Origin of the sequence: Streptomyces dengpaensis, assembly GCF_002946835.1 — a bacterium.
GTDB classification, from domain to species: domain Bacteria; phylum Actinomycetota; class Actinomycetes; order Streptomycetales; family Streptomycetaceae; genus Streptomyces; species Streptomyces dengpaensis.
In genome coordinates, this window is sequence record NZ_CP026653.1 from 38,353 (window position 1) to 57,842 (window position 19,490).

32 protein-coding genes are annotated in these 19,490 nt (G+C 70.5%); 3 read left to right on the top strand and 29 right to left on the bottom strand.

Annotated elements, in window-relative coordinates; translation table 11 throughout:
• Positions 1-95 precede the first annotated feature (95 nt).
• Positions 96-1,379 carry a ParA family protein gene (locus C4B68_RS40175; protein ID WP_180289354.1) on the top strand — a complete coding sequence of 428 codons (1,284 nt, stop codon included), beginning with the start codon at positions 96-98 and terminating at the stop codon, positions 1,377-1,379.
• The gene (locus tag C4B68_RS40180) at positions 1,376-2,413 is read left to right on the top strand and encodes a ParB/RepB/Spo0J family partition protein (protein ID WP_099505210.1); all 1,038 of its coding nucleotides are present in this window, start codon (positions 1,376-1,378) and stop codon (positions 2,411-2,413) included. Before C4B68_RS40175 ends, C4B68_RS40180 begins: the two co-directional genes overlap by 4 nt.
• Before the next feature lie 88 nt (positions 2,414-2,501).
• Here C4B68_RS40180 and C4B68_RS44265 read toward each other — a convergent pair whose 3' ends face one another.
• The 27 genes from C4B68_RS44265 to C4B68_RS40305 all read right to left on the bottom strand — a co-directional run bounded on the left by C4B68_RS44265 (position 2,502) and on the right by C4B68_RS40305 (position 16,686).
• Positions 2,502-2,633: a hypothetical protein gene (locus tag C4B68_RS44265; RefSeq protein WP_257217482.1), complete on the bottom strand. Its 132-nt coding sequence runs from the start codon at positions 2,631-2,633 to the stop codon at positions 2,502-2,504.
• Positions 2,630-3,310, bottom strand: a complete 681-nt coding sequence (locus tag C4B68_RS40185) for a hypothetical protein (RefSeq protein WP_099505209.1) — start codon at positions 3,308-3,310, stop codon at positions 2,630-2,632. Before C4B68_RS40185 ends, C4B68_RS44265 begins: the two co-directional genes overlap by 4 nt.
• Positions 3,307-3,750: a RapZ C-terminal domain-containing protein gene (locus tag C4B68_RS40190; RefSeq protein ID WP_099505208.1), complete on the bottom strand. Its 444-nt coding sequence runs from the start codon at positions 3,748-3,750 to the stop codon at positions 3,307-3,309. Before C4B68_RS40190 ends, C4B68_RS40185 begins: the two co-directional genes overlap by 4 nt.
• Before the next feature lie 75 nt (positions 3,751-3,825).
• Entirely contained in the window at positions 3,826-4,548 is a 723-nt protein-coding gene (locus tag C4B68_RS40195; RefSeq protein ID WP_099505207.1) for a hypothetical protein, read from the bottom strand.
• A 129-nt stretch (positions 4,549-4,677) separates the two neighbouring features.
• Positions 4,678-4,926: a hypothetical protein gene (locus C4B68_RS40200; RefSeq protein WP_143674434.1), complete on the bottom strand. Its 249-nt coding sequence runs from the start codon at positions 4,924-4,926 to the stop codon at positions 4,678-4,680.
• Positions 4,923-5,348, bottom strand: coding sequence for a hypothetical protein (locus tag C4B68_RS40205; RefSeq protein ID WP_240634786.1), 426 nt, complete (start codon positions 5,346-5,348; stop codon positions 4,923-4,925). The genes C4B68_RS40200 and C4B68_RS40205 overlap by 4 nt, the downstream gene beginning before the upstream one ends.
• Positions 5,349-5,473: 125 nt before the next feature.
• The gene (locus C4B68_RS40210; protein WP_107475416.1) at positions 5,474-6,730 is read right to left on the bottom strand and encodes an N-6 DNA methylase; all 1,257 of its coding nucleotides are present in this window, start codon (positions 6,728-6,730) and stop codon (positions 5,474-5,476) included.
• A 75-nt stretch (positions 6,731-6,805) separates the two neighbouring features.
• Positions 6,806-6,991 (bottom strand): hypothetical protein, encoded by a 186-nt coding sequence (locus tag C4B68_RS40215; protein ID WP_099505204.1) that lies wholly within the window; start codon positions 6,989-6,991, stop codon positions 6,806-6,808.
• Positions 6,991-7,461 carry a hypothetical protein gene (locus tag C4B68_RS40220; RefSeq protein WP_099505203.1) on the bottom strand — a complete coding sequence of 157 codons (471 nt, stop codon included), beginning with the start codon at positions 7,459-7,461 and terminating at the stop codon, positions 6,991-6,993. Before C4B68_RS40220 ends, C4B68_RS40215 begins: the two co-directional genes overlap by 1 nt.
• The gene (locus C4B68_RS40225; RefSeq protein WP_099505202.1) at positions 7,461-8,345 is read right to left on the bottom strand and encodes an Lsr2 family DNA-binding protein; all 885 of its coding nucleotides are present in this window, start codon (positions 8,343-8,345) and stop codon (positions 7,461-7,463) included. Before C4B68_RS40225 ends, C4B68_RS40220 begins: the two co-directional genes overlap by 1 nt.
• Positions 8,346-8,356: 11 nt before the next feature.
• Positions 8,357-8,530, bottom strand: coding sequence for a hypothetical protein (locus C4B68_RS42300; protein WP_167459352.1), 174 nt, complete (start codon positions 8,528-8,530; stop codon positions 8,357-8,359).
• Positions 8,531-8,553: 23 nt separating this feature from the next.
• A complete protein-coding gene (locus tag C4B68_RS40230; RefSeq protein ID WP_099505201.1) occupies positions 8,554-8,841 on the bottom strand; it encodes a hypothetical protein in 288 nt (95 codons plus the stop codon).
• Positions 8,838-9,281, bottom strand: coding sequence for an ASCH domain-containing protein (locus tag C4B68_RS40235; protein WP_099505200.1), 444 nt, complete (start codon positions 9,279-9,281; stop codon positions 8,838-8,840). Before C4B68_RS40235 ends, C4B68_RS40230 begins: the two co-directional genes overlap by 4 nt.
• A 151-nt stretch (positions 9,282-9,432) precedes the next feature.
• A complete protein-coding gene (locus tag C4B68_RS40240; protein WP_099505254.1) occupies positions 9,433-9,744 on the bottom strand; it encodes a hypothetical protein in 312 nt (103 codons plus the stop codon).
• 108 nt (positions 9,745-9,852) lie between these two features.
• Entirely contained in the window at positions 9,853-10,140 is a 288-nt protein-coding gene (locus C4B68_RS40245) for a hypothetical protein (RefSeq protein ID WP_099505199.1), read from the bottom strand.
• Positions 10,141-10,230: 90 nt separating this feature from the next.
• Complete coding sequence (locus C4B68_RS40250; protein WP_099505198.1) at positions 10,231-10,548, bottom strand: hypothetical protein; 318 nt, start codon at positions 10,546-10,548, stop codon at positions 10,231-10,233.
• Positions 10,549-10,558: 10 nt separating this feature from the next.
• On the bottom strand, positions 10,559-10,921 hold the full coding sequence (locus tag C4B68_RS40255; RefSeq protein WP_240634787.1) for a hypothetical protein: 363 nt from the start codon (positions 10,919-10,921) through the stop codon (positions 10,559-10,561).
• On the bottom strand, positions 10,918-11,868 hold the full coding sequence (locus C4B68_RS40260) for an ATP-binding protein (RefSeq protein WP_099505197.1): 951 nt from the start codon (positions 11,866-11,868) through the stop codon (positions 10,918-10,920). Before C4B68_RS40260 ends, C4B68_RS40255 begins: the two co-directional genes overlap by 4 nt.
• Complete coding sequence (locus tag C4B68_RS42610) at positions 11,865-12,215, bottom strand: hypothetical protein (protein WP_180289353.1); 351 nt, start codon at positions 12,213-12,215, stop codon at positions 11,865-11,867. The genes C4B68_RS40260 and C4B68_RS42610 overlap by 4 nt, the downstream gene beginning before the upstream one ends.
• On the bottom strand, positions 12,212-12,796 hold the full coding sequence (locus C4B68_RS40270; RefSeq protein ID WP_099505196.1) for a hypothetical protein: 585 nt from the start codon (positions 12,794-12,796) through the stop codon (positions 12,212-12,214). The genes C4B68_RS42610 and C4B68_RS40270 overlap by 4 nt, the downstream gene beginning before the upstream one ends.
• Before the next feature lie 86 nt (positions 12,797-12,882).
• Positions 12,883-13,374 (bottom strand): hypothetical protein, encoded by a 492-nt coding sequence (locus C4B68_RS40275; RefSeq protein WP_099505195.1) that lies wholly within the window; start codon positions 13,372-13,374, stop codon positions 12,883-12,885.
• Positions 13,375-13,473: 99 nt separating this feature from the next.
• Complete coding sequence (locus C4B68_RS40280; protein WP_099505194.1) at positions 13,474-13,761, bottom strand: hypothetical protein; 288 nt, start codon at positions 13,759-13,761, stop codon at positions 13,474-13,476.
• A 2-nt stretch (positions 13,762-13,763) separates the two neighbouring features.
• A complete protein-coding gene (locus tag C4B68_RS40285; protein WP_099505193.1) occupies positions 13,764-14,294 on the bottom strand; it encodes a hypothetical protein in 531 nt (176 codons plus the stop codon).
• 28 nt (positions 14,295-14,322) lie between these two features.
• Positions 14,323-14,745 (bottom strand): RRQRL motif-containing zinc-binding protein, encoded by a 423-nt coding sequence (locus tag C4B68_RS40290; protein ID WP_373682263.1) that lies wholly within the window; start codon positions 14,743-14,745, stop codon positions 14,323-14,325.
• Positions 14,746-15,023: 278 nt separating this feature from the next.
• Complete coding sequence (locus C4B68_RS40295) at positions 15,024-15,227, bottom strand: hypothetical protein (RefSeq protein WP_099505191.1); 204 nt, start codon at positions 15,225-15,227, stop codon at positions 15,024-15,026.
• A 110-nt stretch (positions 15,228-15,337) separates the two neighbouring features.
• Positions 15,338-16,132: a hypothetical protein gene (locus C4B68_RS40300; protein ID WP_099505253.1), complete on the bottom strand. Its 795-nt coding sequence runs from the start codon at positions 16,130-16,132 to the stop codon at positions 15,338-15,340.
• Between the two features lie 62 nt (positions 16,133-16,194).
• Positions 16,195-16,686, bottom strand: a complete 492-nt coding sequence (locus tag C4B68_RS40305) for a hypothetical protein (protein WP_099505190.1) — start codon at positions 16,684-16,686, stop codon at positions 16,195-16,197.
• 222 nt (positions 16,687-16,908) lie between these two features.
• Between C4B68_RS40305 and C4B68_RS42305 the strand changes: the two genes are divergently transcribed.
• On the top strand, positions 16,909-17,070 hold the full coding sequence (locus tag C4B68_RS42305) for a hypothetical protein (RefSeq protein ID WP_167459353.1): 162 nt from the start codon (positions 16,909-16,911) through the stop codon (positions 17,068-17,070).
• Position 17,071: 1 nt separating this feature from the next.
• Here the strand turns inward: C4B68_RS42305 and C4B68_RS40310 are convergent, their stop codons facing one another.
• Complete coding sequence (locus C4B68_RS40310) at positions 17,072-17,260, bottom strand: hypothetical protein (protein WP_099505189.1); 189 nt, start codon at positions 17,258-17,260, stop codon at positions 17,072-17,074.
• A gap of 76 nt (positions 17,261-17,336) precedes the next feature.
• A complete protein-coding gene (locus C4B68_RS40315) occupies positions 17,337-19,481 on the bottom strand; it encodes a chromosome segregation protein ParM (protein ID WP_099505188.1) in 2,145 nt (714 codons plus the stop codon).
• Between the last annotated feature and the right edge of the window lie 9 nt (positions 19,482-19,490).

Consider the following 19,490-nt stretch of genomic DNA (forward strand, 5'->3'; position numbering starts at 1 on the left):
CCTACGGCGAGATCGGGCACATCGATCGAGTGAAGCAGCGTCAAAGTTCACAGACCGGACGTCGCCGTTCGCGGCAGAGTCAGTATGGTGACGTCATGGCCTCTCCATACCCTGACGGGGACCGGGAAAAGGTGGCGTCCAAGCTCCCTCCGGCCCTCCAGCAAGAACTCAAGATCCGCTGTGCCGAACTCGGCTTGGACATTCAGGACGCCGCCACCACGGCCATCATCAACTGGCGCAGCGGTAGCAGTCCCGTCCCCGAGGTAGACACCACAGGCGCAAGGTCGTTCTCCACGTGGCTGCCGACCGGCTTGTACGACGACTTCAAGGGGACCTGTACCGAACGCGATCTGTCGTTCATCCAGGGCCTCGCGCAGAGCATCCGGGCCTGGCTGGAGGACAACCCGTCCCCTAAGCAGGTCGGCCTTCCCACCGCCCCGCGCCGGATCATCGTGTGCAATCAGAAGGGCGGTGTCGGCAAGACCACGATCTCCGCAGGCATCGCAGAGGCTCACGCCGAGACCGCAGGTATCGGAGCCAAATGCCTCCAGAATTTCGTGGGCGCTCTCACCGAAACCGAGCTTGAGCGGCTGAACCGCACTCGCGAGCAGCTTCTGGCGGTCATCGCCGACTACATGGCGGGCGGTCAGCGAGTCCTCCTCGTCGACTACGACCCACAGCTGCACCTCAGCAACCAGCTCGGCATCCCACCCATTGCCGTGGGGGAAGACAGTCTGGTCACGCACATGACCGGAGATCCCAAGGGAGACATCAGGGATCTGGTCGTCACTATCGACGATCCCCGATTCGCAGGCCGGCTTCACGTCCTGCCGGGCACCCGGGAGGGTTTTCTGCTCGACTCTAAGCTGGCGCTCACGGCTGCTCAGTCCCGGGGATTCCAGAAGGAGTCAGCGCTCGAGCGTGCCCTGCACCCGCTTGAGGCCGACTATGACGTCATCGTCATCGACTCTCCGCCCAGCCTCGGACTCAGCATGGACGCCGGCCTCTACTACGGGCGCAGGCGACCGAACGAGAAGGTGGGACGTTCCGGGGTGCTTATCCCCGTGCAGTCCGAGGACAGTTCCGCCGACGCCTACGAGATGCTCGTCGACCAGATCGGTGACCTGGAGGCCGACCTGCATCTTGAGATCGACCGACTTGGCATCGTGGTGAACCTCTTCGACAGCCGTCGCGGCTACATCGCCACGTCGTCGCTTGAGGAATGGCACAACGTGGAGGACCAGAACGTAATCGCCGTGGTGGACGATCTCAAGGAGCAGCGCGAGAGCGTCCGGCTCAAGAGACCGCTGTTGTCCTACGTGCCGGAGAGCAAGCAGGCCAACGTCATGCGGCTGATCGTGGCAGGAGCCGGTAAGTGAGCAAGAAGGATCAGCTGGGACGTGGTGCTTCGTTCCGGGGCACGTCCGAGCGCAGCGCCCGCCGGACCGCCATCGACCGGACCATCCGCAGCGGTGATCCGGCCGACACTTCGGCCCTGACCGACCTACCGGTCCCGGCGATCAGCGACAACCCGGACAACCCGCGCAATCATCTCCGCAACCTGGAAAACACCGTTGAGTCGGTACGCGAGGTCGGTGTCATCCTGCCGATTGTGGTGGGCACTGTCGACGCATATGTCCGCAGCCGACCTGACCGCACCGATGATCTGGCTTCTGGTTCCCAGTACGTGGTCATCGACGGCCACCGGCGTCTGGAAGCTGCACGCCAGGTCGGCCTGGCCACCATCCCCGTACGGGTGGACGACGCACGGCTGAGCACTGACGAGAAGCTGCTGGAGTCCGCGTTCATCGCGAACTACCACCGCGAGGGCATGACAGACCTCGAGGAAGCCCATGCGCTGAAGCAACTGGTCGATTACTACGGAGGCTCACAGACGAAGGCATGCAAACGGCTGTCCATGTCTGCTTCTACGCTCTCAAGCAAGCTGTCGCTTCTGAAACTGTCCCCTGAGTTGCAGAAAGACCTGATGACAGGGGAGCGGAAGACCGAGCACGTCCGCAACCTGAGCAAGCTGCCGCCGGAAGCTCAGAAGGCCAAGGCGAACGAGCGAGCCGAGGCGTCACAGCGCAGGTCACGAACCCGGCACACACCGGTCGCTAAGACCACAGATTTTCACGGCGTGAAAAATAACGGCGCGGTAACGGTCAATGCGCAGGGTGCACCGCCGGTCGCCACCAACAGGCATGGCGCGCCCGAGGAGACCATCCCGGAGCAGCGGGACACGGACGCTGGCGCGGGCCAGGAAGGTCGTACCGCGCTGAAGGAGTTCCCGTACCACGACGGGGCGGAGGCAGCGATCCTGCTCCTGCAGGAGATGCCACCGGAAGAACGCGACAAGGTCTTGGAGATGCTCCTTCGGGACCGTGAGGAACGCCGGGCGCACTCCAACTGATCGCAGCGCCCTGAAACACAAAAAGGCCCGTACTCCCCGCCGATGGATCGCGGGGAGTACGGGCCTTCTTGGCGGCGGGCGCTACAGATCAGGGTGCCCAAGTTGCTGGCACGGCTCCGTGGTCGGGGTTGGGGATGCCGGCGGCGGTCACCGGTGCGGCGGGGTGCATGGTGCCGTCGTCGCCCTCGCTGGTCGTGATCTCGTACAGAGTCGTGGTCACGCGCTCGCCCCCGCGATGGCGTCGGCCAGGAGCGCGGCGACGTCGGTCTCGTATGGGTCGCGGTAGGAAGCGTGGTCGCTGACATGGAACGGCGCGTTCTTCGCAGTGACCGTGAAGCCGGGGATCACGGTGGCCGCCCGGCCTGCCAACTCGGTGTTGAGGCGGTCGGCGTCGCGGGAGGCGAGCCAGGTCTGGAAGTAGGGACCGAGGCGGAGCAGCGTGTGGCCGGTGTTGTCGCTGCGGCGGGCTTCGACGTGGACGCCGTAGTGGGCGGGGGCCATGCCGACGTCGTCGGGGAGGGGCAGGTCCGCCGCGGCGTGGGTGAGCATCGTGTAGGCCGGCTGCCAGATGCCGAGGATCGCGGCTGTCTCGCAGCGGAGCCAGCCGCGGTCGGTGTAGCCGAGCTGGTGGCCGTGGAGGTAGGCCGCGGCGTGCGGGGTGTCGGGGTGGACCAGGGTGACGGCGATCAGGTCGGGGCCGTGGTCGTCGCCGGGGATGGGGTGGGCGCGCTCGATGAACGGGCCGACCCGTACGGCGATGTCCTGGTTGCAGCCCGGTGTCCAGGGCTGCGGGTTCTTGCGGGCGGCGAGCATCGCACGGAACGCGTCGACGACGGCCTGGTCCTCGGGGGAGAGGGCGCCGGGCGCGTGGCCGCAGCGGCGGAAGAAGCGCTTCATCGGGTGGGCTCCTGCTCGGGGGTGGTGGTGTGGGTGCCGCCGTGCGTGGTGAGCACGCGCGGCAGGTGGCGGTGAAGGTGCTCGACTTCGACTTGGCGGCCGCGGCCGTTCAGCGCGTGGGCCAGGAGTTCCGTGAGGGCGCATGCACGGTGCTTGCCGCCTGCGCATCCGATCGCGATGTGGCGGGGGCCGGCGGGGAGGTCAGCGTAGTCGGCGAGGTTGGCGAGGAGTTCGCGGGCGCCGGGGGTGTTGCGGACGATGTCCTGGACGCGGGGGTCGAGGCCGTCCAGGTCGAGGATGTCGCGGGCGGCGGCTGGGTCGCGGAGCCGGTCGCGGACGTCCTCGATGCGGTCGGCCTGTGGCGGAACGGGACGGCCGTCGGTGTCGCGGGGCAGGTGGAGGTAGCCGAACGACGTCAGCTTGATGACGGGCTTGGGCATGCGGAGCTCCGTTTCAGCGGGGCGAGTTGGGGCGCCGGGGCGGCCGGGCTCAAGGTCGACGGCCGCCCCGGGCGTTCACTGGTGGGTGGAGGTGTCCGTGTCGGTCGTCGCTGGCTGGGCAGCGCTCGCCTCGAGTTCGGCGTGGCGCTGCTGGACGTACTCGGTGGCCTGGTGGTCGGCCAGGAGGGTCTTGATCAGGTCGGCCTGGTAGTCCATGCCGGCGCTGACGCCCTTGTGGAAGCGGCAGGAGTCCTGGGCTTCGGCGCAGGCCGGGCAGTCCTCCCAGCTCTGTTCGTCGTAGGGCGCGGTCTCCGGTCCGGGGAGCTGCGGCGTGGCCGGGCCGTTGGGGGCGGGGAAGAGGTAGGTGCGGGTGAAGAGGTCCTCGCGCCAGGTGGGCGGCAGCCCGGTGAGGAAGGCGGCGAGGGCTTGCGCGATGGCGGGGTAGTGGTCGTACAGCGATGCCCACAGCCGTTTGGCCTCGGTGTCCGGGTCGGTCGCCGCATTCAGCCAGTCGGCCTCCCGGGCGTAGGCGCGGAGCTTCTCGCGCCGTTCCTCCCAGTGGCTGGTGTCGATTCCGGCTTGGATGGCCGCGCCCAGGACCCGGGTGTCGTTGAGGAAGTCCGGGGACTGCTGGCGGTGGGCGAGGTCTTCGGCGGCGGCCGGGTCGCGGTCGGCGAGTGCGGCCAGGGCCTGGTCGGTGAGGAGCGCCGAACGCTGCGTCCACATGTCCGCGTTGGCGTAGGCGGCACTCAGCAGCCGGGTGCGCAGGCGGGTGAGGCTGCTGGTGGTGTCCGTCATGGGGGCTCACTTTCGGGTGAGGGGCTGGTGCTGCGTTGCGGCCGGAGTCGGTGTCGACGGCTGCCCCGCAGGCATGAAGGGCGATCCCGGCCGGGCCGGGCGTGGTCAGCGGGCCGTGAGGGCAGCGCGCTAGTCCTGTTCGATGACCGCGCCGTCGGCCGGAGCACCCCGAGTGAGGCCCCGGAACGGCCGGACGACGATCGATCCGTCGGCGCGGCGGATGGCCACGTTGCGCGGCCCGGCGGCCGGTCGCCGACCAGGCCACTGGAAGTGCAGCCAGTTGCCGGTGACGTCAGGAGCGCGGCGGGCGCAGTACGGGATGACCACGGTGACTGGCTGGCCTCGTTCGAGGTACATCCGGCCGGTCATGCCGCTCACGGGCAGGGCGCCGTCTCGGGTGTGGTGTGGGTGTAGCGGATGGGCTTGCCGACGCTGCGGGCGTAGTCGATCTCACGGCGGGTGCTGTCGCCGATGTAGCCGCCCGGGTTGACGACCAGGACCTCGTCCGCCATGTCGATCTTCCGCAGGTGCAGGGTGTCCAGCACCTGCTTGAGCTGGTCGGCCCGCTGCGGATCGGCCCACAACGGGTGGGTGGCCTTCATGTTGCAGCCGGGTGCGAGGACGATCCGGCCGGCCGCAGTCTCGTACAGGTTGGCCTCTTGAAGCTGCTCCCAGTACCTGGTGGATCCGCACAGAACAACGATCTTCGGGCGGCGTGCGGCCTCCCGGTCGCGTACGTATCCGTCGATGCCGCGGGCAGTGATGTGGCAGACGGTCTTCCAGAATTCGCGGGCACTCATGTGATTCCTCTTCTGTGGGATGCCTGGGTCTGACGTGCCGGAATAGGTGGTGGGGCTGGTCAAAGGGGTGCTGCGGGGCGGCCGGAGTCGGTGTCGACGGCCGCCCCGCAGGTATGAGGGGTGGTTCAGCTGGCAGGGCGGCCTGGCATGAGGAGGTCGTCGAACTGCTGGAATTTCTCTTCGCGGGTGCCGGTGACGGTCGCGTGCATCACCTGGGCTGGCTGGTTGGGGTCGGGTCCGGCCTTGCGTGAGAACACCGCCGCGCACAGCGGCTGTGCGACCCCGGGGAACACGCGGGTCGGCACGGTCGGCTGCATCCCCTCCGGTGTCAGTTCGATGACCAGTCCCTGGTCGGCGGTCCGGCGCAGTGCGGCGCGCATGCCGTCGAAGGCTTGGGAGTCGAGCCAGGCGGCGGGGGAGAGGAAGGCGACGACGCCGGTGTGCAGGCGGGTTTCGAAGACACGCCACAGAGCCCAGCGCCAGAAGTAGACGTGCAGGTTGGAAAGGGCGTACTCCAGACGGCCCCGCCCGGGATAGCGGAACTCGTCGAGGCTGGGCCGCCACAGTTCGTCCGCGGCTCGTGCCTGGCCCCGGCGGGGCCTGCGGGCCTCGATCCAGGGGGCGGCTCCTTTGGCCTTGTCCTTGTACGGGGGGTTGCCGACGATCGCCAGCGGGCGAGGCGAGTTGAGGCGTCCCGCCAGTGCGGGAGGGACGTCTCCGGCGAGCGCGTCACCGACGATGATGTTGTTGTCGAGCCAGCCGATCGGCGGGAAGCCGCCGGCCTCCAGCCAGCACGCGGACTTGGCGAGGTCGACAGCGACCGGGTCGGTGTCGATGCCGTAGACGCAGGAGCGCATGACGTCGGCCGTGACGGCCTGGACGGTGAGGCGGGCGGGATTGTGGGTGCCGTACAGCAGGCCGACGTAGGCGGAGGCGAGGATGCGTGCTGCGGCGATGAGGAACACTCCGCCGCCGCACGCCGGGTCCAGCACCGAAAGGTTGAGGACGTCGGCGGGGTCGTCGTCCAGGTGCAGGTCGGTGATGGTGCTCAGGGCGGCGCGGGTCAGGGGGTGGGCGATCTGGGGCGGGGTGTACCAGGTGCCGGACGCGCTGCGGGTCTCGGAGGCGAGTAACTGCTCGCGCAGGCTGCCGAGTTCCGCCGCACCCCAGGTGGTGATGCCGTCGAGGTCCTGGAGGAGCTTGCGGATCCGGTGCGCGGTGTCGACGGGCAGGTCGACGGGCCAGGGTTCGGCGAACCCGCGGGCGGCGGCGACCGTGTTCACCGCGAGCCGGATGATCTGGCGGTGGCCGTCGTCGCCGGGCGCTTCTGCCGCAAGAGATTCAAGGGTGCTTGCGGGGATGTTCGTACGGGGGCCGGCCATGAAGGGTTCCTCCTTGTCGCAGGCCAAAGGAGCGCCGCACCCGTGTGGAAGGCGGGCACGGCGCTCGGGGTGGTGTTACTGGGGTGGGGTGTCGTCGGTGACCACGAGGAACTGGTCACCGACGAGGTCCATCACGACCTGGACGTCCGTGCCCTGAGCTCGTTGGGCGGCGGCGTACTCTTCCGCCGGCCACGAACCGCGGGGTGCTCCGGCGGGGAACCGCTCCAAGACGGTGCGGGACTGCGCGGTGGTCGTGGTCATCACGCGTCACCGCCGTTCCCGCTCTCGTGGATCTCGATCAGCGTGCCGATGGCGTCGGGGTTCTCCGCGATGCCGACCCACTGCCCTAGGGCGGTGAAGACGGGCACGGCGTCGGTGTCGGCGTCGAACACCACGACGTAGTCGCCGTACCTGTCGAGGACCATCTCCTGCAGTGCCCGCGCCGGTGCGGTGGCCAGGACCTCCAGGGCGTCGACGGTGAGCTGCGCGGCTTCGCCTGTGTCGGAGGGCTGGACCAGGGTTCCGGAGAGGTGCAGCAGGTCGCCGGGCTGTATCTCGGTGAGGAGCGCATAGGCGATGCGGGGCTCTTCAGTCGTGCAGGAGAACACCGTGTCGTCCTCGGGGTCGTCGGTGGGTGAGGAGATCACCTCGAACCGGGCAGTTCCCGGGCAGGTGCCGGGGGTGGGGACGGCGTAGAGGAAGCCGTCGATGGTGAGGGGCTTGGTGTCCATCAGCTCGCCGCCGCCAGGTTGGTGGTGCGGTGGGCGGCGTCGTACGCGTCCATGACCTTCTTGGCCGGGTTGCCCCGGTCGGCGACCTGGTGGCCGTTGGCCCGTGCCCAGGTCCGGATCGCGGCCAGTTCCTCCGAGCTGCGCTTGCCGTTGGGCTCCGGGGCAGCGGCCACGGCGGTGGTGGTGGCCTGGTCCTCGGTGGCGGCGCGGCCGCCGGTCTTCACCTGGCGCAGCTGTGCCTGCGCGGCCTCCAGTTCGGCCCTGGCGTTGGCGACTCGCTGCTCTGCCGCGCGTTGTGCGGCGTCGGCGGTACGGCGTTCGGTCAGCTCGGTGAGGTCGCTGCGGACGCGGGCGGCCCGGTTGCGGATGGTGGCGGCCGGGTGGTTCTCCGCCCACGCGAGCAGGGCCTCGATCTGGTCGGCGTCCATCGTGTTGTCGGGTGCCGGGACGTCCGTCTCCGGGGTGCCGGTGCTGTCCTGCGTGTCCGCGTCGGTGGCGGGCAGTCCGGCGTTCTGGAGGGCGTCGGCGATTCCGGCGTGCTGGACGGCGTCGGCGAGTTCGCTCTCCGACAGTCCGAGGGTGTCGCGGACGCGCTCGGGGCTGTCGCCGTTGTTGAGCATGGAGGCGGCGGTGGCGGTGAAGGCGTTGGCGGGCATCGGGTCTCCGGGCGTCGGGGTGTCGTCGGGGGTGGTGAGGTGGGGGAGTAGGCGTACGAGGTCGTCTTCGTCGCAGGGCAGTCCGAGCGCGCCCAAGAGGTCGGCGAGGTCGTCCTTGTCGCGGGCCTGGTGGGCGACCACCAGGGAGGCAGCAGCGCTCTGTCCGCTGCCGAGGGGGGTGAGTTCGAGGGCCTCGGCTTCGAGGGCCTCTTTCTGGTCGGTGAACATGACCGGCCCTCCTACGCGGCGGTGGTGCGGGGCTTGCGTTGCGCGAGGTCCAGGAGCTCGCGGTTGCGCTTCTTCTGGGCGTCGGTGAGCGGCCGGGCCTTCGCGCCGTGGCGATGCCAGAGCGGGGACGCGGGCGGCTCGGGGTAGGCGAGGGCGTGGTCGACCTCGCGTGGGGTGCTGCTCAAAGGAGCCTCCAGATGGAGGGAGTTCAGGCGTGGTCGTCGCCTTGGCCCTTGGACTTGGGCTTGGCGTCGGAGGCGAACCGCCCGAGGCGGGCCTCAACGGGGTTGGCGGTGATCCAGTCCTCGGCGCACGCCTTGTGCACGGGCTCCCCGGAGTGGGAGCGCATGGGCGTGGGCCTGCCGCACAGTGCGCAGGAGCGGTCCTGCCAGCGGTCGAAGTGCTGGTTGTCGCGCCAGTCGAGAAGTTCACCGGGAGCCGGGATCAGGCCCGGCTCGAACTGTGGCTTCTCTTTCTTGCGTCCCGTGCGGGTCACGGCCGGAAGTCGGGCAGCTGCTGGAAGACGTGCGTCAGCAGGTCCGGCTTCGGCTTCCAGGCCGGGAGCGCGCCCGTGGCGGGCACGGGCAGGGCGAGCTCCTGGACGTCGGCGAAGACCAGGTGGTGCCCGCCGCGCTGCGCCCAGGGACTGGTGCATTTCTCGGGCCCCTGGTCGGGGTGGCAGCCGGTGAGGCGGGCGACGCCGATGACCGCGCCCAGGTGCAGTTCGCGGCCTCGGATCGCGGTGGCGACCAGCGGGTCGCGCAGGGCGGGGCGCTCCAGCTTCAGCCCGGCGTGGATCAGGATCCAGCCGCCTTGCCACGGCCAGTTCACGGGCCTGTTCTCCGGGTTCTTCCCGGCGAGGATGCAGGTCGCCCAGGGCTGGCGGATCGTGATGCCGCGGATCCAGTCGCCCTCGGGCAGGGTGGCGATGCTCACGTGGCTCGCCCCCACAGTGCGCGCTGCCCGATTCGGGCCTGAACGCGCAGGACGGAGTCCATACTTGGGATCTCCCTCTCGTCTCGTACGGGATGGATGGCCCGGGGCGGGCGGTTGGTTTGGACGCCTTGTCGTCCGTCCCGGGGTGTAGCTACAGCTCGAAGTCACCGTCGTCGGCGAGGCGGCTCAAGCTGTACGGGGTGTTCCATTGGCCGACAGTCGCGGCGGGCCAGTCGAGCTCCCAGCCGGGCCGGTAGCCGCGGGCTCCCCAGCCGTCCGGCCGGTTGCCGGGAATCTCGAGTCCGGCCTCCTGCGTGGCGCGTGCCGCGTCGTAGACCTCGTGCGCGATCCGTACGGCGGCGCTGCGGCTGTCGGCGGGGCCGGCGAAGACGTGCACACCGCTCAGGCCGGGCTGGACGGTGCTCCTTATCGGGACGTCGACCTCGAAGTAAGGCAGGCCCATGACGTCCATCTCCCTTCGTTCATCTCGTGGTTGAGGGGCCACTGCGACCGCCCCGGCCCCGGCGATTGCGGGGTCCGGGGCGGCACAGAGTGCGCTCAACGCGCGGGGTCAGCGAGTGGCTTCGACGGCGTTGCGCAGATGGGTGCGCGCCTGCGCCAGCAGCTCACGCTGGTCGTCTCCGGGGCCGTTCAGCGCCTCGGTGAGGTGGACGACTGCGTCGTCCAGGTCCACGCCGGCGGGGTTGAGGACGTCACGGACGCGTGCGACCAGGTCGATGAACTCGTTCGGCGACGGGTCGTGTGGTGCGTCCTCGGAGATGAGGGCGGCGAGATCCCGGGTGAAGCAGGCGCTGAGCGCGGCGAACGTGTTCTTGGTGGGCTGGGCGGGAACGGCCACAAGGCCTCCTTGGTAGTCGAGCTGGAGGGTGATGGGCCGCCTGGGGCCCGGCGGCCGTGTGGACGGTGCTGCTCGGTCGTCGCCGCGGGGTCAGTCGCCGACCATGCCGCGGAACTCCTGCGTCATCTCCTGGACGACGGGCGCGAGGAGTTTGTCGGCCTTGCGCAGGAACACGGTGCGCTCGTTGTCGTCGGTTGAGAGGTGGGCCTCGTGGAGGAAGGCCGAAGCGGTCCTCACGTCTTCGTGACCGTCGATGCCGGCCAATGAGAAGTTGCGGGCCGCAGTGCCGAGCTGATCGGCGAGGGTGCCGATGTCGGTGGCCTGGTCCTTGTCCTTCTCTGCGACGTAGGCGGTGTCGGCGGCGTAGCGGCGGATGAGGTCGTCGGCGGTGATCGTGGCGGTGGTCATCTGGGTTCTCCTACTCGGGAGCTCGGGCCGTCGCGTTCGACGGCGAAGAGTCGGGCTGTGGGGTGTTCTTGCCGGGTACGGCCGGGGGCGGGACTGACTGTGTGTCGCCTCCCGTGCGGTGCTGCCGGTCGGCGAGGGCCAGGAATTCGAATCCGAGGTCCGGCGCGGACAGGATCGTGCGGAGGATCGAGGCGAAGCCGTCGCGCTCGATGGGGTTGAGGCGGTCCCACACGGCGTGTGCGTCGGTGTGGACGCCTACGGCCTGGAGGTAGGCCTCTTCCGTGGTGACGGTGTACGTGGCTCCACACCGGCCGCACCGGTAGGTGGCCTGGTCCCAGCCGGAAGCAGATCCGAGAGTGGGCTCGGTGGTCATCCGCGGGCGGCCTCCAGCGCCTGTGCGGCGTGGTCGTCGGCCTCCTGGTCGACGTCGTCGAAGCTGCCGTGGACGGTGCAGACGATGTCCTCGTGGTTGTCCAACTGGCCGGTGAGCGCGCGGTGCAGGCAGCCGATGCTCCAGGCCGGCGCCCACGCATAGCCGCCGCACTCGGGGTCGAACGGGCAGGGCACCATGACGTCGAAGCCGTAGTCGCCCTCTCCGTCGACGTCGGTGCGCAGGGCGAGGGTGAGGTACAGCTGACCGAGGCGGATCTCCGCGACCCGGTCGCCGCCCGCGACGTCGGAGCCGTCCTTCCACTGCCACAGGGGCAGGATCTCGGGGCCGAAGACGCGGCGGACCAGGAGCAGGTCGCCCAGGCCGTCGCCGCCGTCCAGTCCAAGGTCGGCGCTGCGGGCCTCGCTCAGGCGGCGCAGGTACGGCTCCAGCCGGTTGAGGCCCCCAACGAAGAAAGTCTCGTTGAAGCCCTCAGCCCGCAGCGACTGGACCGAGTGGACCATCGCCTTGTGCTGGGTGCGGACGGTGTCCTCGGGCACGCGCCGGTTGTCCGGGCGGCCGTCCTGCCGGGCGATGCAGAGCGAGAGGGGCGTCGCGACGATGACCGCGATGGTCGGCATCCCGTGCCGCTTCGCGGCCATGACCAGGTCGACCCGTACCGGCTGTTCGAGATTGGTCGCGTCGATCACCGTGTTCAGCTTCCGGGCCATCCGGCGTTCCAGGATGAGCTTGAGAACGTCAGCGGCGTCGCCTGTGGCGTCCTGGCAGCCCGGATCGTCGCTGATAACGCCGCGCAGGCCATCGAGCGAGAGGACCTGGGAGGCGGGCCAGGTGCTGGCCAGCGTCGTCTTCCCCGCTCCAGAGGCACCGATCAGCACGATCAGGGCGTTGTCCGGCAGCTCCGGGTACTGCGGCATCGGCGCGGTCATTCGAAGTCTCCTTGCGGGTGGAGGGAGTTGGCAGCCCAGATGAGGCGCTGCCCGGCGTTGTCGGTGATCAGGGTGGCGGCCTCGTGCAGCGGGCATGAGGCGTCGCCGTCGCGGTCGGGCTCGATGCGTTCGGCTCGCTTCGCGGCGGCGGTGAGCAGCTGCGCGACGGACGCCATGAACCCGCCGGGCGGGTCGGTGTCCTCGCTCAACTCGCGCAGGATCTCGGCGAGCTCCGCCGGGTCGACGTCGTCGGCGCTCAGGTCGTCCTCGATCTGCTGGAGGGCGAGCTGGGCGATCGCGGCGGAGGCACGGACGCGGTCGATGCGCGTACGGGTCTGCGCGGTCACCGGCGGCCGCCGGGGCGGGTGGTGAGCCACGTGGTGACGGCGGCGGCGCCGACACCGATGCCCCGGTGCAGGGCCGCGTCCAGCTCCATCCACGCGCTGCCCGGCCCGGTGAGCTCCGAGGTGGCCTTGCCGTCGTCGTCGACGCGGGCGGCCTTGCAGTGCTCGATGTAGCCGGTCTTGTTGGTCTTCTTCGCCAGCCACAGCAGCAGCGCGCCGCGGTCGATCGCGGCGTGCGTCCCGGCGTTGATGGCCGCGCCGGCGAGCAGCGCGGTGGGCGTGACGCGGTAGCCGAACGCGCGGGTGATCGCGATGGTCGCCCCGAGCTGCACAGCGGTGTAGGACGCGACGTGGCAGGCCACGGCACGCCTGCCGAGGGCGCTGGCGGTCATGGTCGGGCGGGTGGAGTCCGGGTCGGCGGGGGTGCCGTCGGCGTGGACCAGGTCCTCGCCGTACAGCCGCTTCCGCGACGCCGTTTTCGATCCCTGGACCCAGTGGTCACAGGCGGGGTGCAGCTCGCCGAAGGTGGCCAGCAGCGTGCCGAACAGGGCCAGGCGCTCGGTGGTGAGGGGCAGACGGGGCATGCTGGAGTTCTCCTGATCTCGTAGAGAGTGAAGGGGAGTTGGGGCGGCTGGCGCGGTACGAGCGCGCCAGCCGCCCCTTCGCGCTGTCACGGTCGGGCGTCGCCCCAGGCGCGCAGACGGCGCTGGCTGTCGCAGTCGGGCCAGCCGCTGTCGTGCGGGAAGCGGCCGCCGGTGGCGCGCAGGTCGGTGAGGACCTGCAGGAGGTCGCGCTCGCCGTCCAGGACGGTGTCGACGTATCCGTTTCCGCAGGTGCAGGGCGCGATGAGGGTGAGGACGTCCTGCTCCTGGTCGTCGTCGCTGGAGTGGTGCAGCCACAGGCCGCCGTCCAGGTAGGCGACGGCGCTCGGCTCCAGCACGGCGCCCGGCACGGCGGGCCGGCCGGACCAGTCGTCGTCGTCCAGGGCCTTGCCGAGGGTGTCGGGGTAGGCGTTCCAGACGTGGTCCAGGGCGGCTGTTTCGGCGTTGTCGCGCTGTTCGTCCTCGCCCTGCACGCCGATCTCAAGGGCGATGTCGAAGAGGAGGGCGAGCGGTGAGTCCGCGCCGGCGGCGACGGTGGGCGGGGTGAGGGTCTCGGTCATGTGCGGCTCCTTCGGGGTTTTCGGAGCGACCGGGCTGTCCGGTCCTCCGCACCGCCCCGGCCAGCGCTTGTCAGCTGGTCGGGGCAGCACGGGGATCCGTCAGAACGGGGGTTCGTCGTACGGGACGGTGGGGCGCGGCAGGAGCCGAAGCGTCAGCTCGCGCCGCTCTGCCCAGCAGCCGCACGGCTCCATCTCCGGGTTCGCGCCACCGACCCACCAGCCGCCCGCGCCCCGGCAGTCGGGGCAGGAGCGGCGGGCGACGGGGGCGAGGTGGATGCGGTGCCGGTCGGCGTACAGCTCCCAGTGGCTGGCCTTGAGCACGACCGCGGCCGCGGCGACCGTGACGGGCACGACGGCCGCGACCAGGGCGGCGGTTCGGGCGCGCACGGTCAAGGCCGGTCGAAGGGCTGGACGGTGAAGCGGGTGCCCTTGCCGGAGCTGACGGGCGTCGCGGTGAGGAAGCCGGGGTCGGCCTGCGCGAGATCGGTCAGCAGCGCCTTGATCCAGTCGGTGGGGCGCTGGAGCTCGATCCGGATCGCGTTGAAGTCGGAGATGTGCACCGGGTGCGGGGCCTTGCCGTAGCGGCGTGCCCACAGCCGGGTGCGGATCAGCTTCGCGGCCGCGGCGTCGGTGGGCCGGGCGGGGATGCCGCGCGGCACCGCCCGGCAGGCCGTGGCGTGCGCGTTGGCGGCCTGGGCGGCGTCCGGCTCCGTCATCACGTTGCCGGAAGCGTTCCGGTCCTCGCGGTAGGTGCAGCCCAGGCAAGCCGCGGCGTAGCGCGCGGTGCCCCGGTCGGCGTCGGCGGTGTAGACGAGGACGGTCGCGCCCTCCATCGCCCGATAGCGCTGAGAGACGAGCGTGCCCTCCGGCGTCCAGGTCTCGGGCGCGGCGGTGGGGGCGGGGCGGGTGAACAGAGCCATGGTGACTCTCCTTCGAGGGGTTCGTTGATCAGGCGGCGAGCCGGTGGATGACCGGGGCCGTGGAAGCGAGGTAGGTGTCGGGGCTGGGCTCGAAGCCCCTGGCGCAGGGGTCGCAGCAGCCCTGGGTGCGCAGCGGGAGGCAGAACCAGTACCGGCGCCTGCATTCGGGGCAGGTGGATCTTGCGGCCATCGCCCGGTCCAGTGCCCATTCCTGAGCGAGCGTCGGAACACGCTTGGGCACGGCCAGGTCGACGCGGAGCAGGAAGCCGCGGGTGGGGTGAATGCACGACCACTGCGGCCGGTACGAGCACCACTTGCAGCGCAGGATCGCGACCGGACCGTCGTTGCCGCCCGGACTGAGGTTCATGTCCCGTAACTGGCGCCGGGTGACCAAGCCCTCCGGGACAGCGCCGCGGTCATGCTCCGGCAGGATTGCGTCGCTGCGCGGCACCCGCTTCACCTCGCGGGGAGGCCGCTTCTTCCGGGGGCGCGGCATTACCTGTTCCAGGCGCCGGGCAGCCGGTCGGGGCGGTGCGGGTAGCGGGGCCCGGGACGCTGCGGGCGGGGCCGGGCGATCCGGCGGCGCGGGCGGGGAATGAGCACGAGCAGTTCCTCCAGTCGTCGGTGGACAGCGCTGCACCCCGCCGACGTCGTGCTGGTGTCGGCGGGCGCGGCAGGTGGTGCGGCTGGGCTATGCGGCGAGGCGTGGGCCGTGCGCGTGGGGTGCTCTCAGGGCGTGGTCGACGCGGGCATGGTGTGGCCCGGCCGGGGCGTCTCCGGCTGCTGCTCCGGGGCGCCGTGCAGGTGGGTGCCGACCAGGTAGCCGATCAGCAGCCCGGTGACGCCGAAGACCTTGTGGCGGTTGACCTTCCACCAGGTCGGTGCCGGGGGCTCGGTGAGCACGCCTATGACAGCCGGTGCTTTCGCAGCCAAAACGGGATCTCCTTGTCGCTCGGGGTGGTTCGTGGCGGCCGGTCGGCCTGTCCGGCCCTCGCCCGGCCCCGCGGCTGCGGGTGGGCGAGGGCCAGGCGGAGCGACCGGGGTCAGCGCTGGAGCGGGTGGATGTTGTCGGGTTCGTCGCCGAAGTCGTCGCCCACCGGGGCGGGGAGGGTGGCGTGGATGTGGAGCGCAGGGTTGAACTGGGGCTGGAACTGCGGCGGGTGGTTGTGGACGATGGGCCGCAGGGTCAGGCCCCGCAGGGCGAAGATGCTGGCCAGCGCCCACATGAGGGCGGCCAGCCCGGTGGCGGCGGCGCGGCCTCCGGCCGGGGCGGCGGACCAGATCATGGCGAGGCTTGCACAGCCCCACAGCGCCCAGGCAATGCGGGCGCCCGCGTTTTTGCAGAAGCCGCCGATGAGTGCGAGCACTCCGGCGAATTGCCAGAAGACGTACAAGGCGGCCGGGGCGACGGCCAGGTGCGCGGCCTGGTCGGCAAGGAACACCCGCACGGGGTGGTCGACCGTGCCCCACAGGCCGCTGCCGTCACCGGCGCTGGTGGCCGGGACTGCGGACAGGCCCTTGAGCGTGGCGCTGGCGATGTCGCCGGCGGCGTCCAGCATCATGACGATGAGGCTGATCCCGGTGAACAGTCCAGCCGCCTTGATCCAGTTGGCGACCTCGTGCCAGCCGGCGTGCCGGGCCCGGAAGACCTCATCCCACCGCTGGTAGAGGAAGCCGCCTTCCTTCCAGGACTCCTTCCACGCGGCGCGCAGCTTCGCGAGCCGCCTGTTGCCGTGCTTGCCGTCCAGCTCGAGGACCGGCGGCGGGGGCATCTGGTCGATCAGGTCGAAGAAGGACGGGTTGTCCTGGCCGTTGACCGGCTTGTCGTTGGTGGGCATGGCGTAGCTGCTCCTTCGGCGAAGGGGTCGGTGAGTGGGCAGTGCGGGCTGGCCGGAGCCGGTCAGCGGATCTCGTTTCGGGTGCGGGCGAAGAACGCCCCGCGCGTGGTGCTGTTGTTGTGGATCTCGGTGTGGTGGGTGACCGGACCCTCGAAGACGTTCTTGGTGACGGCCGCGCGGGCCTTGCTGATCGCGCCGCCGATGGCGGTGGCGGCCATGGCCAGGCCCGCGAACGGCAGGGTGACCATGAGGACGCCGTTCAACGTGACGGAGGCCAGGCCCTGGAGCACGAGCCAGGCACCGCAGCCGATGCCGGTGACGCCGGCGCCCACGCCGATCGAGGCCACCGCGATCCCGGCCGCCCAGGCCGGGACGATCCGCTGGTCGTCCTGCTTCACGGGCGGGGTGGTGCCGAAGGCCGGCGGCTCGGTGTCGTCGCGGAACGAGGTGGGGTGGTGGCGTACGGGCTTGCTCGCCCAGTCGTCGATCAGGCGGCGGGCTTCGGCCGCGGCCTCGGACTCGGGCATGCCGTGCTGGGTGTTCAGGGGGTCCATCGGGTTCTCCGATCACGCGGGAGGGGAGCGCCCTCCTGGCCGTGGTGGCCGGGAGGGCGCGTGGGGGAGTGGCCGCGCGCAACGGCGAAGGGCGCCGCCGGAGTCGTGTCCGGCGGCGCCCTTCGGCGTTGCGCAGCAGGTGAGTTGGGGCTGGCGGGTGGGTAGTCACCGCACCTGCGCCCCGGGCATCCTCGATCCAACAGGCGCGGGGAAGGGGATCGGGTGGAGTTCGTCTTCGAGTGCGGGTGGTGCGGCGGGGACAACTTCTTCGTGGGCAAGCAGGTCGGCTTCTGGGTCGACAAGTGGGAGGTGCCCTCGGAGTGGGACTGCCGCTTCTGCGACGGACTCAACTACACGCCCGACCCGCCGTGGACCGAGGCGTAGTTCAGAAGCTGGAGATCAGCCCGGCGAGCGAGGCGAGGCCGCTGTTGATCGTCGGGGCCAGGCCGGTCGCGGCGAGGGTGAAGCCGAACAGCGTGCAGGCCAGCGCGGAGCCGATCCGGACGTATCCGCCCTTGACCAGGACGACGACGATGATGCCCAGCAGCACGGCGGCGGAGATGGAGAGGGCCACAGCGGATGGTGCTCCTTCGGGATCGGGTGGGGCCGGCCGTGCTCGGGCGGGCCGGCCCCGGGATGGGTGGGTGTGATCAGGCGTCGGTGAGGCTCTTGATGGCCTCCAGCGCCTGGCGGGCTGAGGTGACCTTCTCGGAGCGGCCGCCGGATCCGGATCCGCGCTTGCCGCCGCCGCCCTTGCCGCCTCCCCCGCCGCGCCGGCGGGAGCGGCCGTCGCCGTCGCCGTCGTCCTCGTCGGGCTCGGGCCAGAACTCGCCGGGCCGCACGGGCTCGTTCCAGTCGAACCACAGGCCGCGCTTCTCCAGCTCGCTGATCTCGTAGTCGGTGAGCCGGTTGACCTCGTCGGGGAACAGGTTGGACAGGTCGGTGTCGAAGTCCGCGTACAGCGACCGCATGAGCACGGCGCGGCCGTTGTCGAGGACGATGACGGCGACGCCGCCCGTGCTGACGCCGTTCTCCGGGTCGGCCTCGCCCTTGATTGCCCGCTCGATCGCGGAGCCTTCCTGGCGGGAGTAGCGGGCCGGGATGGTCGGCACGTCGTAGGCGTTCTCCATGGTGCCCTCCGCGGCCTTGCGGGTGGCGCCGGGCGAACCCATGTTGAAGATCACGGGCCTGCTGTTCTGCCGCAGGTTGTCCTTCATCTCCGTGGAGAACCCGTTGTGCGCGAACGGCGACTGGCCCGCCGGGTTGAAGCCGATGCCGTACTTCAGCCCGGTGACCGTGAGGTCCTCACCGTCCTTCTGGATGAACTCGCCGAAGTCCCCGTCCTGCGCCGCAGTCATGAACTCATCCGCGTACACGTTCAGCTGCCGGTAGGGGCAGCGCGTATCGCCCGGCTTGTAGTCGTGCGGCTGGCCGTCGTGCGGCCAGGGCATCTCCGCCCTGATCTCGCACAGCGCCTTCGCCGCGCGCACCTGGCGTGCCATCCACAGCGCGTTCGAGCCCTGCCGGTCGATGTACTTCCCGAGCACGGTGGTCTTTTCGTCCTTGCGGACGGTGGACAGCCACACCACCTGGCCGTCCAGGGACTGGGCGGCCATGTTGATCGCGAAGTACTGCGTCTTGCCGGAGCGGGACACCCCGAGGGTGAGGCCGTGGGCTGCGGCGTTCTTGTCGTGCTGGTACACCATGGTCTTCACCGGCTGGCCGGTGATGGTGAACCCGCACACGTACATGCCCTTGGCGTCGGGGGTGAGCAGCTCGCGGGTGGCGGGGAAGATCGCGCTGAGCGGTGGGGTGTCGAACGCGCTGATCAGGAACTCGTTGCCGTCGATGAGGACGAACACGCAGGAGTCGTCCTCGGGCAGGTTCAGCGCGCGGCAGACCTTGGCCAGGTCGATGCGCGGGGTGTCGGTGGAGTCGGCCATCTTCGCCCGGTAGAAGGTCACCCCGCGTTCGTCGTCGCGGGTCTTGTGGACCAGCTCGGAGCCGGGGGCGCCGCCCTTGGGCCCGCCGACCTTGTCCGTCCAGCGCTCCTGCGGGGTCGGCTTGGTGCGGCGGCGCTGGTTGGCGTCGGGGGTGATGCGGGCCTCCATCCAGCCCGGTCCGCCCTGGCGGCCGGGCTGGATCGCGACCTCCGCCAGGACGACGTCGCTGGAAGGCACAGCAAACGGGGCGGCGACCGCGGCCTCCGTAAGACCGGTGATCGGCCGTCCGGTCTCCGAGGCGCGCAGCAGGATCGTCATGTCGTGCCGCATACCGGGGTGCCGGGTGGCCTTGACGACGTGCGTACGGCCGGGCATCCCGGCGTTCTCCCACATCATCCGCACCTCGCGGGTGAGCAGGTCTGCGCCGTCGTCCGGCACGACCAGGGACGGCTCCGCGGCTTCGGCTACCTGCAGCTGCGGGGCCGGGGCGGCGAGGGCGGGACGGTGACGGCGGCGGGTGTGCCGGGAGAACGGCATCACCAGGTAGCCGGCCGCCGCCCATCCGGCGGCGAGCAGTCCGTCCATCCAGTACGGGCCCCAGCCGGTGGTGGTCTTGGCGGCGACGTCGACGGCGGCGGCCAGGACCAGCGGGGACCAGCGCAGGATCTTGCGTCCGGCGCCGTGCTCATCGCTCTTGGCGGCCAGGAACCAGGCGCCGATCCCGGCGGCTCCGGCCAGCTGGACGACCTGGTTGACGGGGCTTTCGGGATAGACGTTGGGGGCCACGGCCAGCACAGGCGCGGCGAGGGTGTAGGCGAGGCGTTCGAGCGTGACACTGCGCGGCGTGGTCACCAGCTGCTC

Coding starts and splice junctions, on each gene's coding strand:
- C4B68_RS40175 (WP_180289354.1), top strand. CDS start 96: ATGGCCTCTCCATACCCTGACGGGGACCGGGAAAAGGTGGCGTCCAAG.
- C4B68_RS40185 (WP_099505209.1), bottom strand. CDS start 3,310: ATGAAGCGCTTCTTCCGCCGCTGCGGCCACGCGCCCGGCGCCCTCTCC.
- C4B68_RS40190 (WP_099505208.1), bottom strand. CDS start 3,750: ATGCCCAAGCCCGTCATCAAGCTGACGTCGTTCGGCTACCTCCACCTG.
- C4B68_RS40195 (WP_099505207.1), bottom strand. CDS start 4,548: ATGACGGACACCACCAGCAGCCTCACCCGCCTGCGCACCCGGCTGCTG.
- C4B68_RS40205 (WP_240634786.1), bottom strand. CDS start 5,348: ATGAGTGCCCGCGAATTCTGGAAGACCGTCTGCCACATCACTGCCCGC.
- C4B68_RS40210 (WP_107475416.1), bottom strand. CDS start 6,730: ATGGCCGGCCCCCGTACGAACATCCCCGCAAGCACCCTTGAATCTCTT.
- C4B68_RS40215 (WP_099505204.1), bottom strand. CDS start 6,991: ATGACCACGACCACCGCGCAGTCCCGCACCGTCTTGGAGCGGTTCCCC.
- C4B68_RS40220 (WP_099505203.1), bottom strand. CDS start 7,461: ATGGACACCAAGCCCCTCACCATCGACGGCTTCCTCTACGCCGTCCCC.
- C4B68_RS40225 (WP_099505202.1), bottom strand. CDS start 8,345: ATGTTCACCGACCAGAAAGAGGCCCTCGAAGCCGAGGCCCTCGAACTC.
- C4B68_RS40240 (WP_099505254.1), bottom strand. CDS start 9,744: ATGGGCCTGCCTTACTTCGAGGTCGACGTCCCGATAAGGAGCACCGTC.
- C4B68_RS40250 (WP_099505198.1), bottom strand. CDS start 10,548: ATGACCACCGCCACGATCACCGCCGACGACCTCATCCGCCGCTACGCC.
- C4B68_RS40255 (WP_240634787.1), bottom strand. CDS start 10,921: ATGACCACCGAGCCCACTCTCGGATCTGCTTCCGGCTGGGACCAGGCC.
- C4B68_RS40260 (WP_099505197.1), bottom strand. CDS start 11,868: ATGACCGCGCCGATGCCGCAGTACCCGGAGCTGCCGGACAACGCCCTG.
- C4B68_RS40270 (WP_099505196.1), bottom strand. CDS start 12,796: ATGCCCCGTCTGCCCCTCACCACCGAGCGCCTGGCCCTGTTCGGCACG.
- C4B68_RS40275 (WP_099505195.1), bottom strand. CDS start 13,374: ATGACCGAGACCCTCACCCCGCCCACCGTCGCCGCCGGCGCGGACTCA.
- C4B68_RS40285 (WP_099505193.1), bottom strand. CDS start 14,294: ATGGCTCTGTTCACCCGCCCCGCCCCCACCGCCGCGCCCGAGACCTGG.
- C4B68_RS40300 (WP_099505253.1), bottom strand. CDS start 16,132: ATGCCCACCAACGACAAGCCGGTCAACGGCCAGGACAACCCGTCCTTC.
- C4B68_RS40305 (WP_099505190.1), bottom strand. CDS start 16,686: ATGGACCCCCTGAACACCCAGCACGGCATGCCCGAGTCCGAGGCCGCG.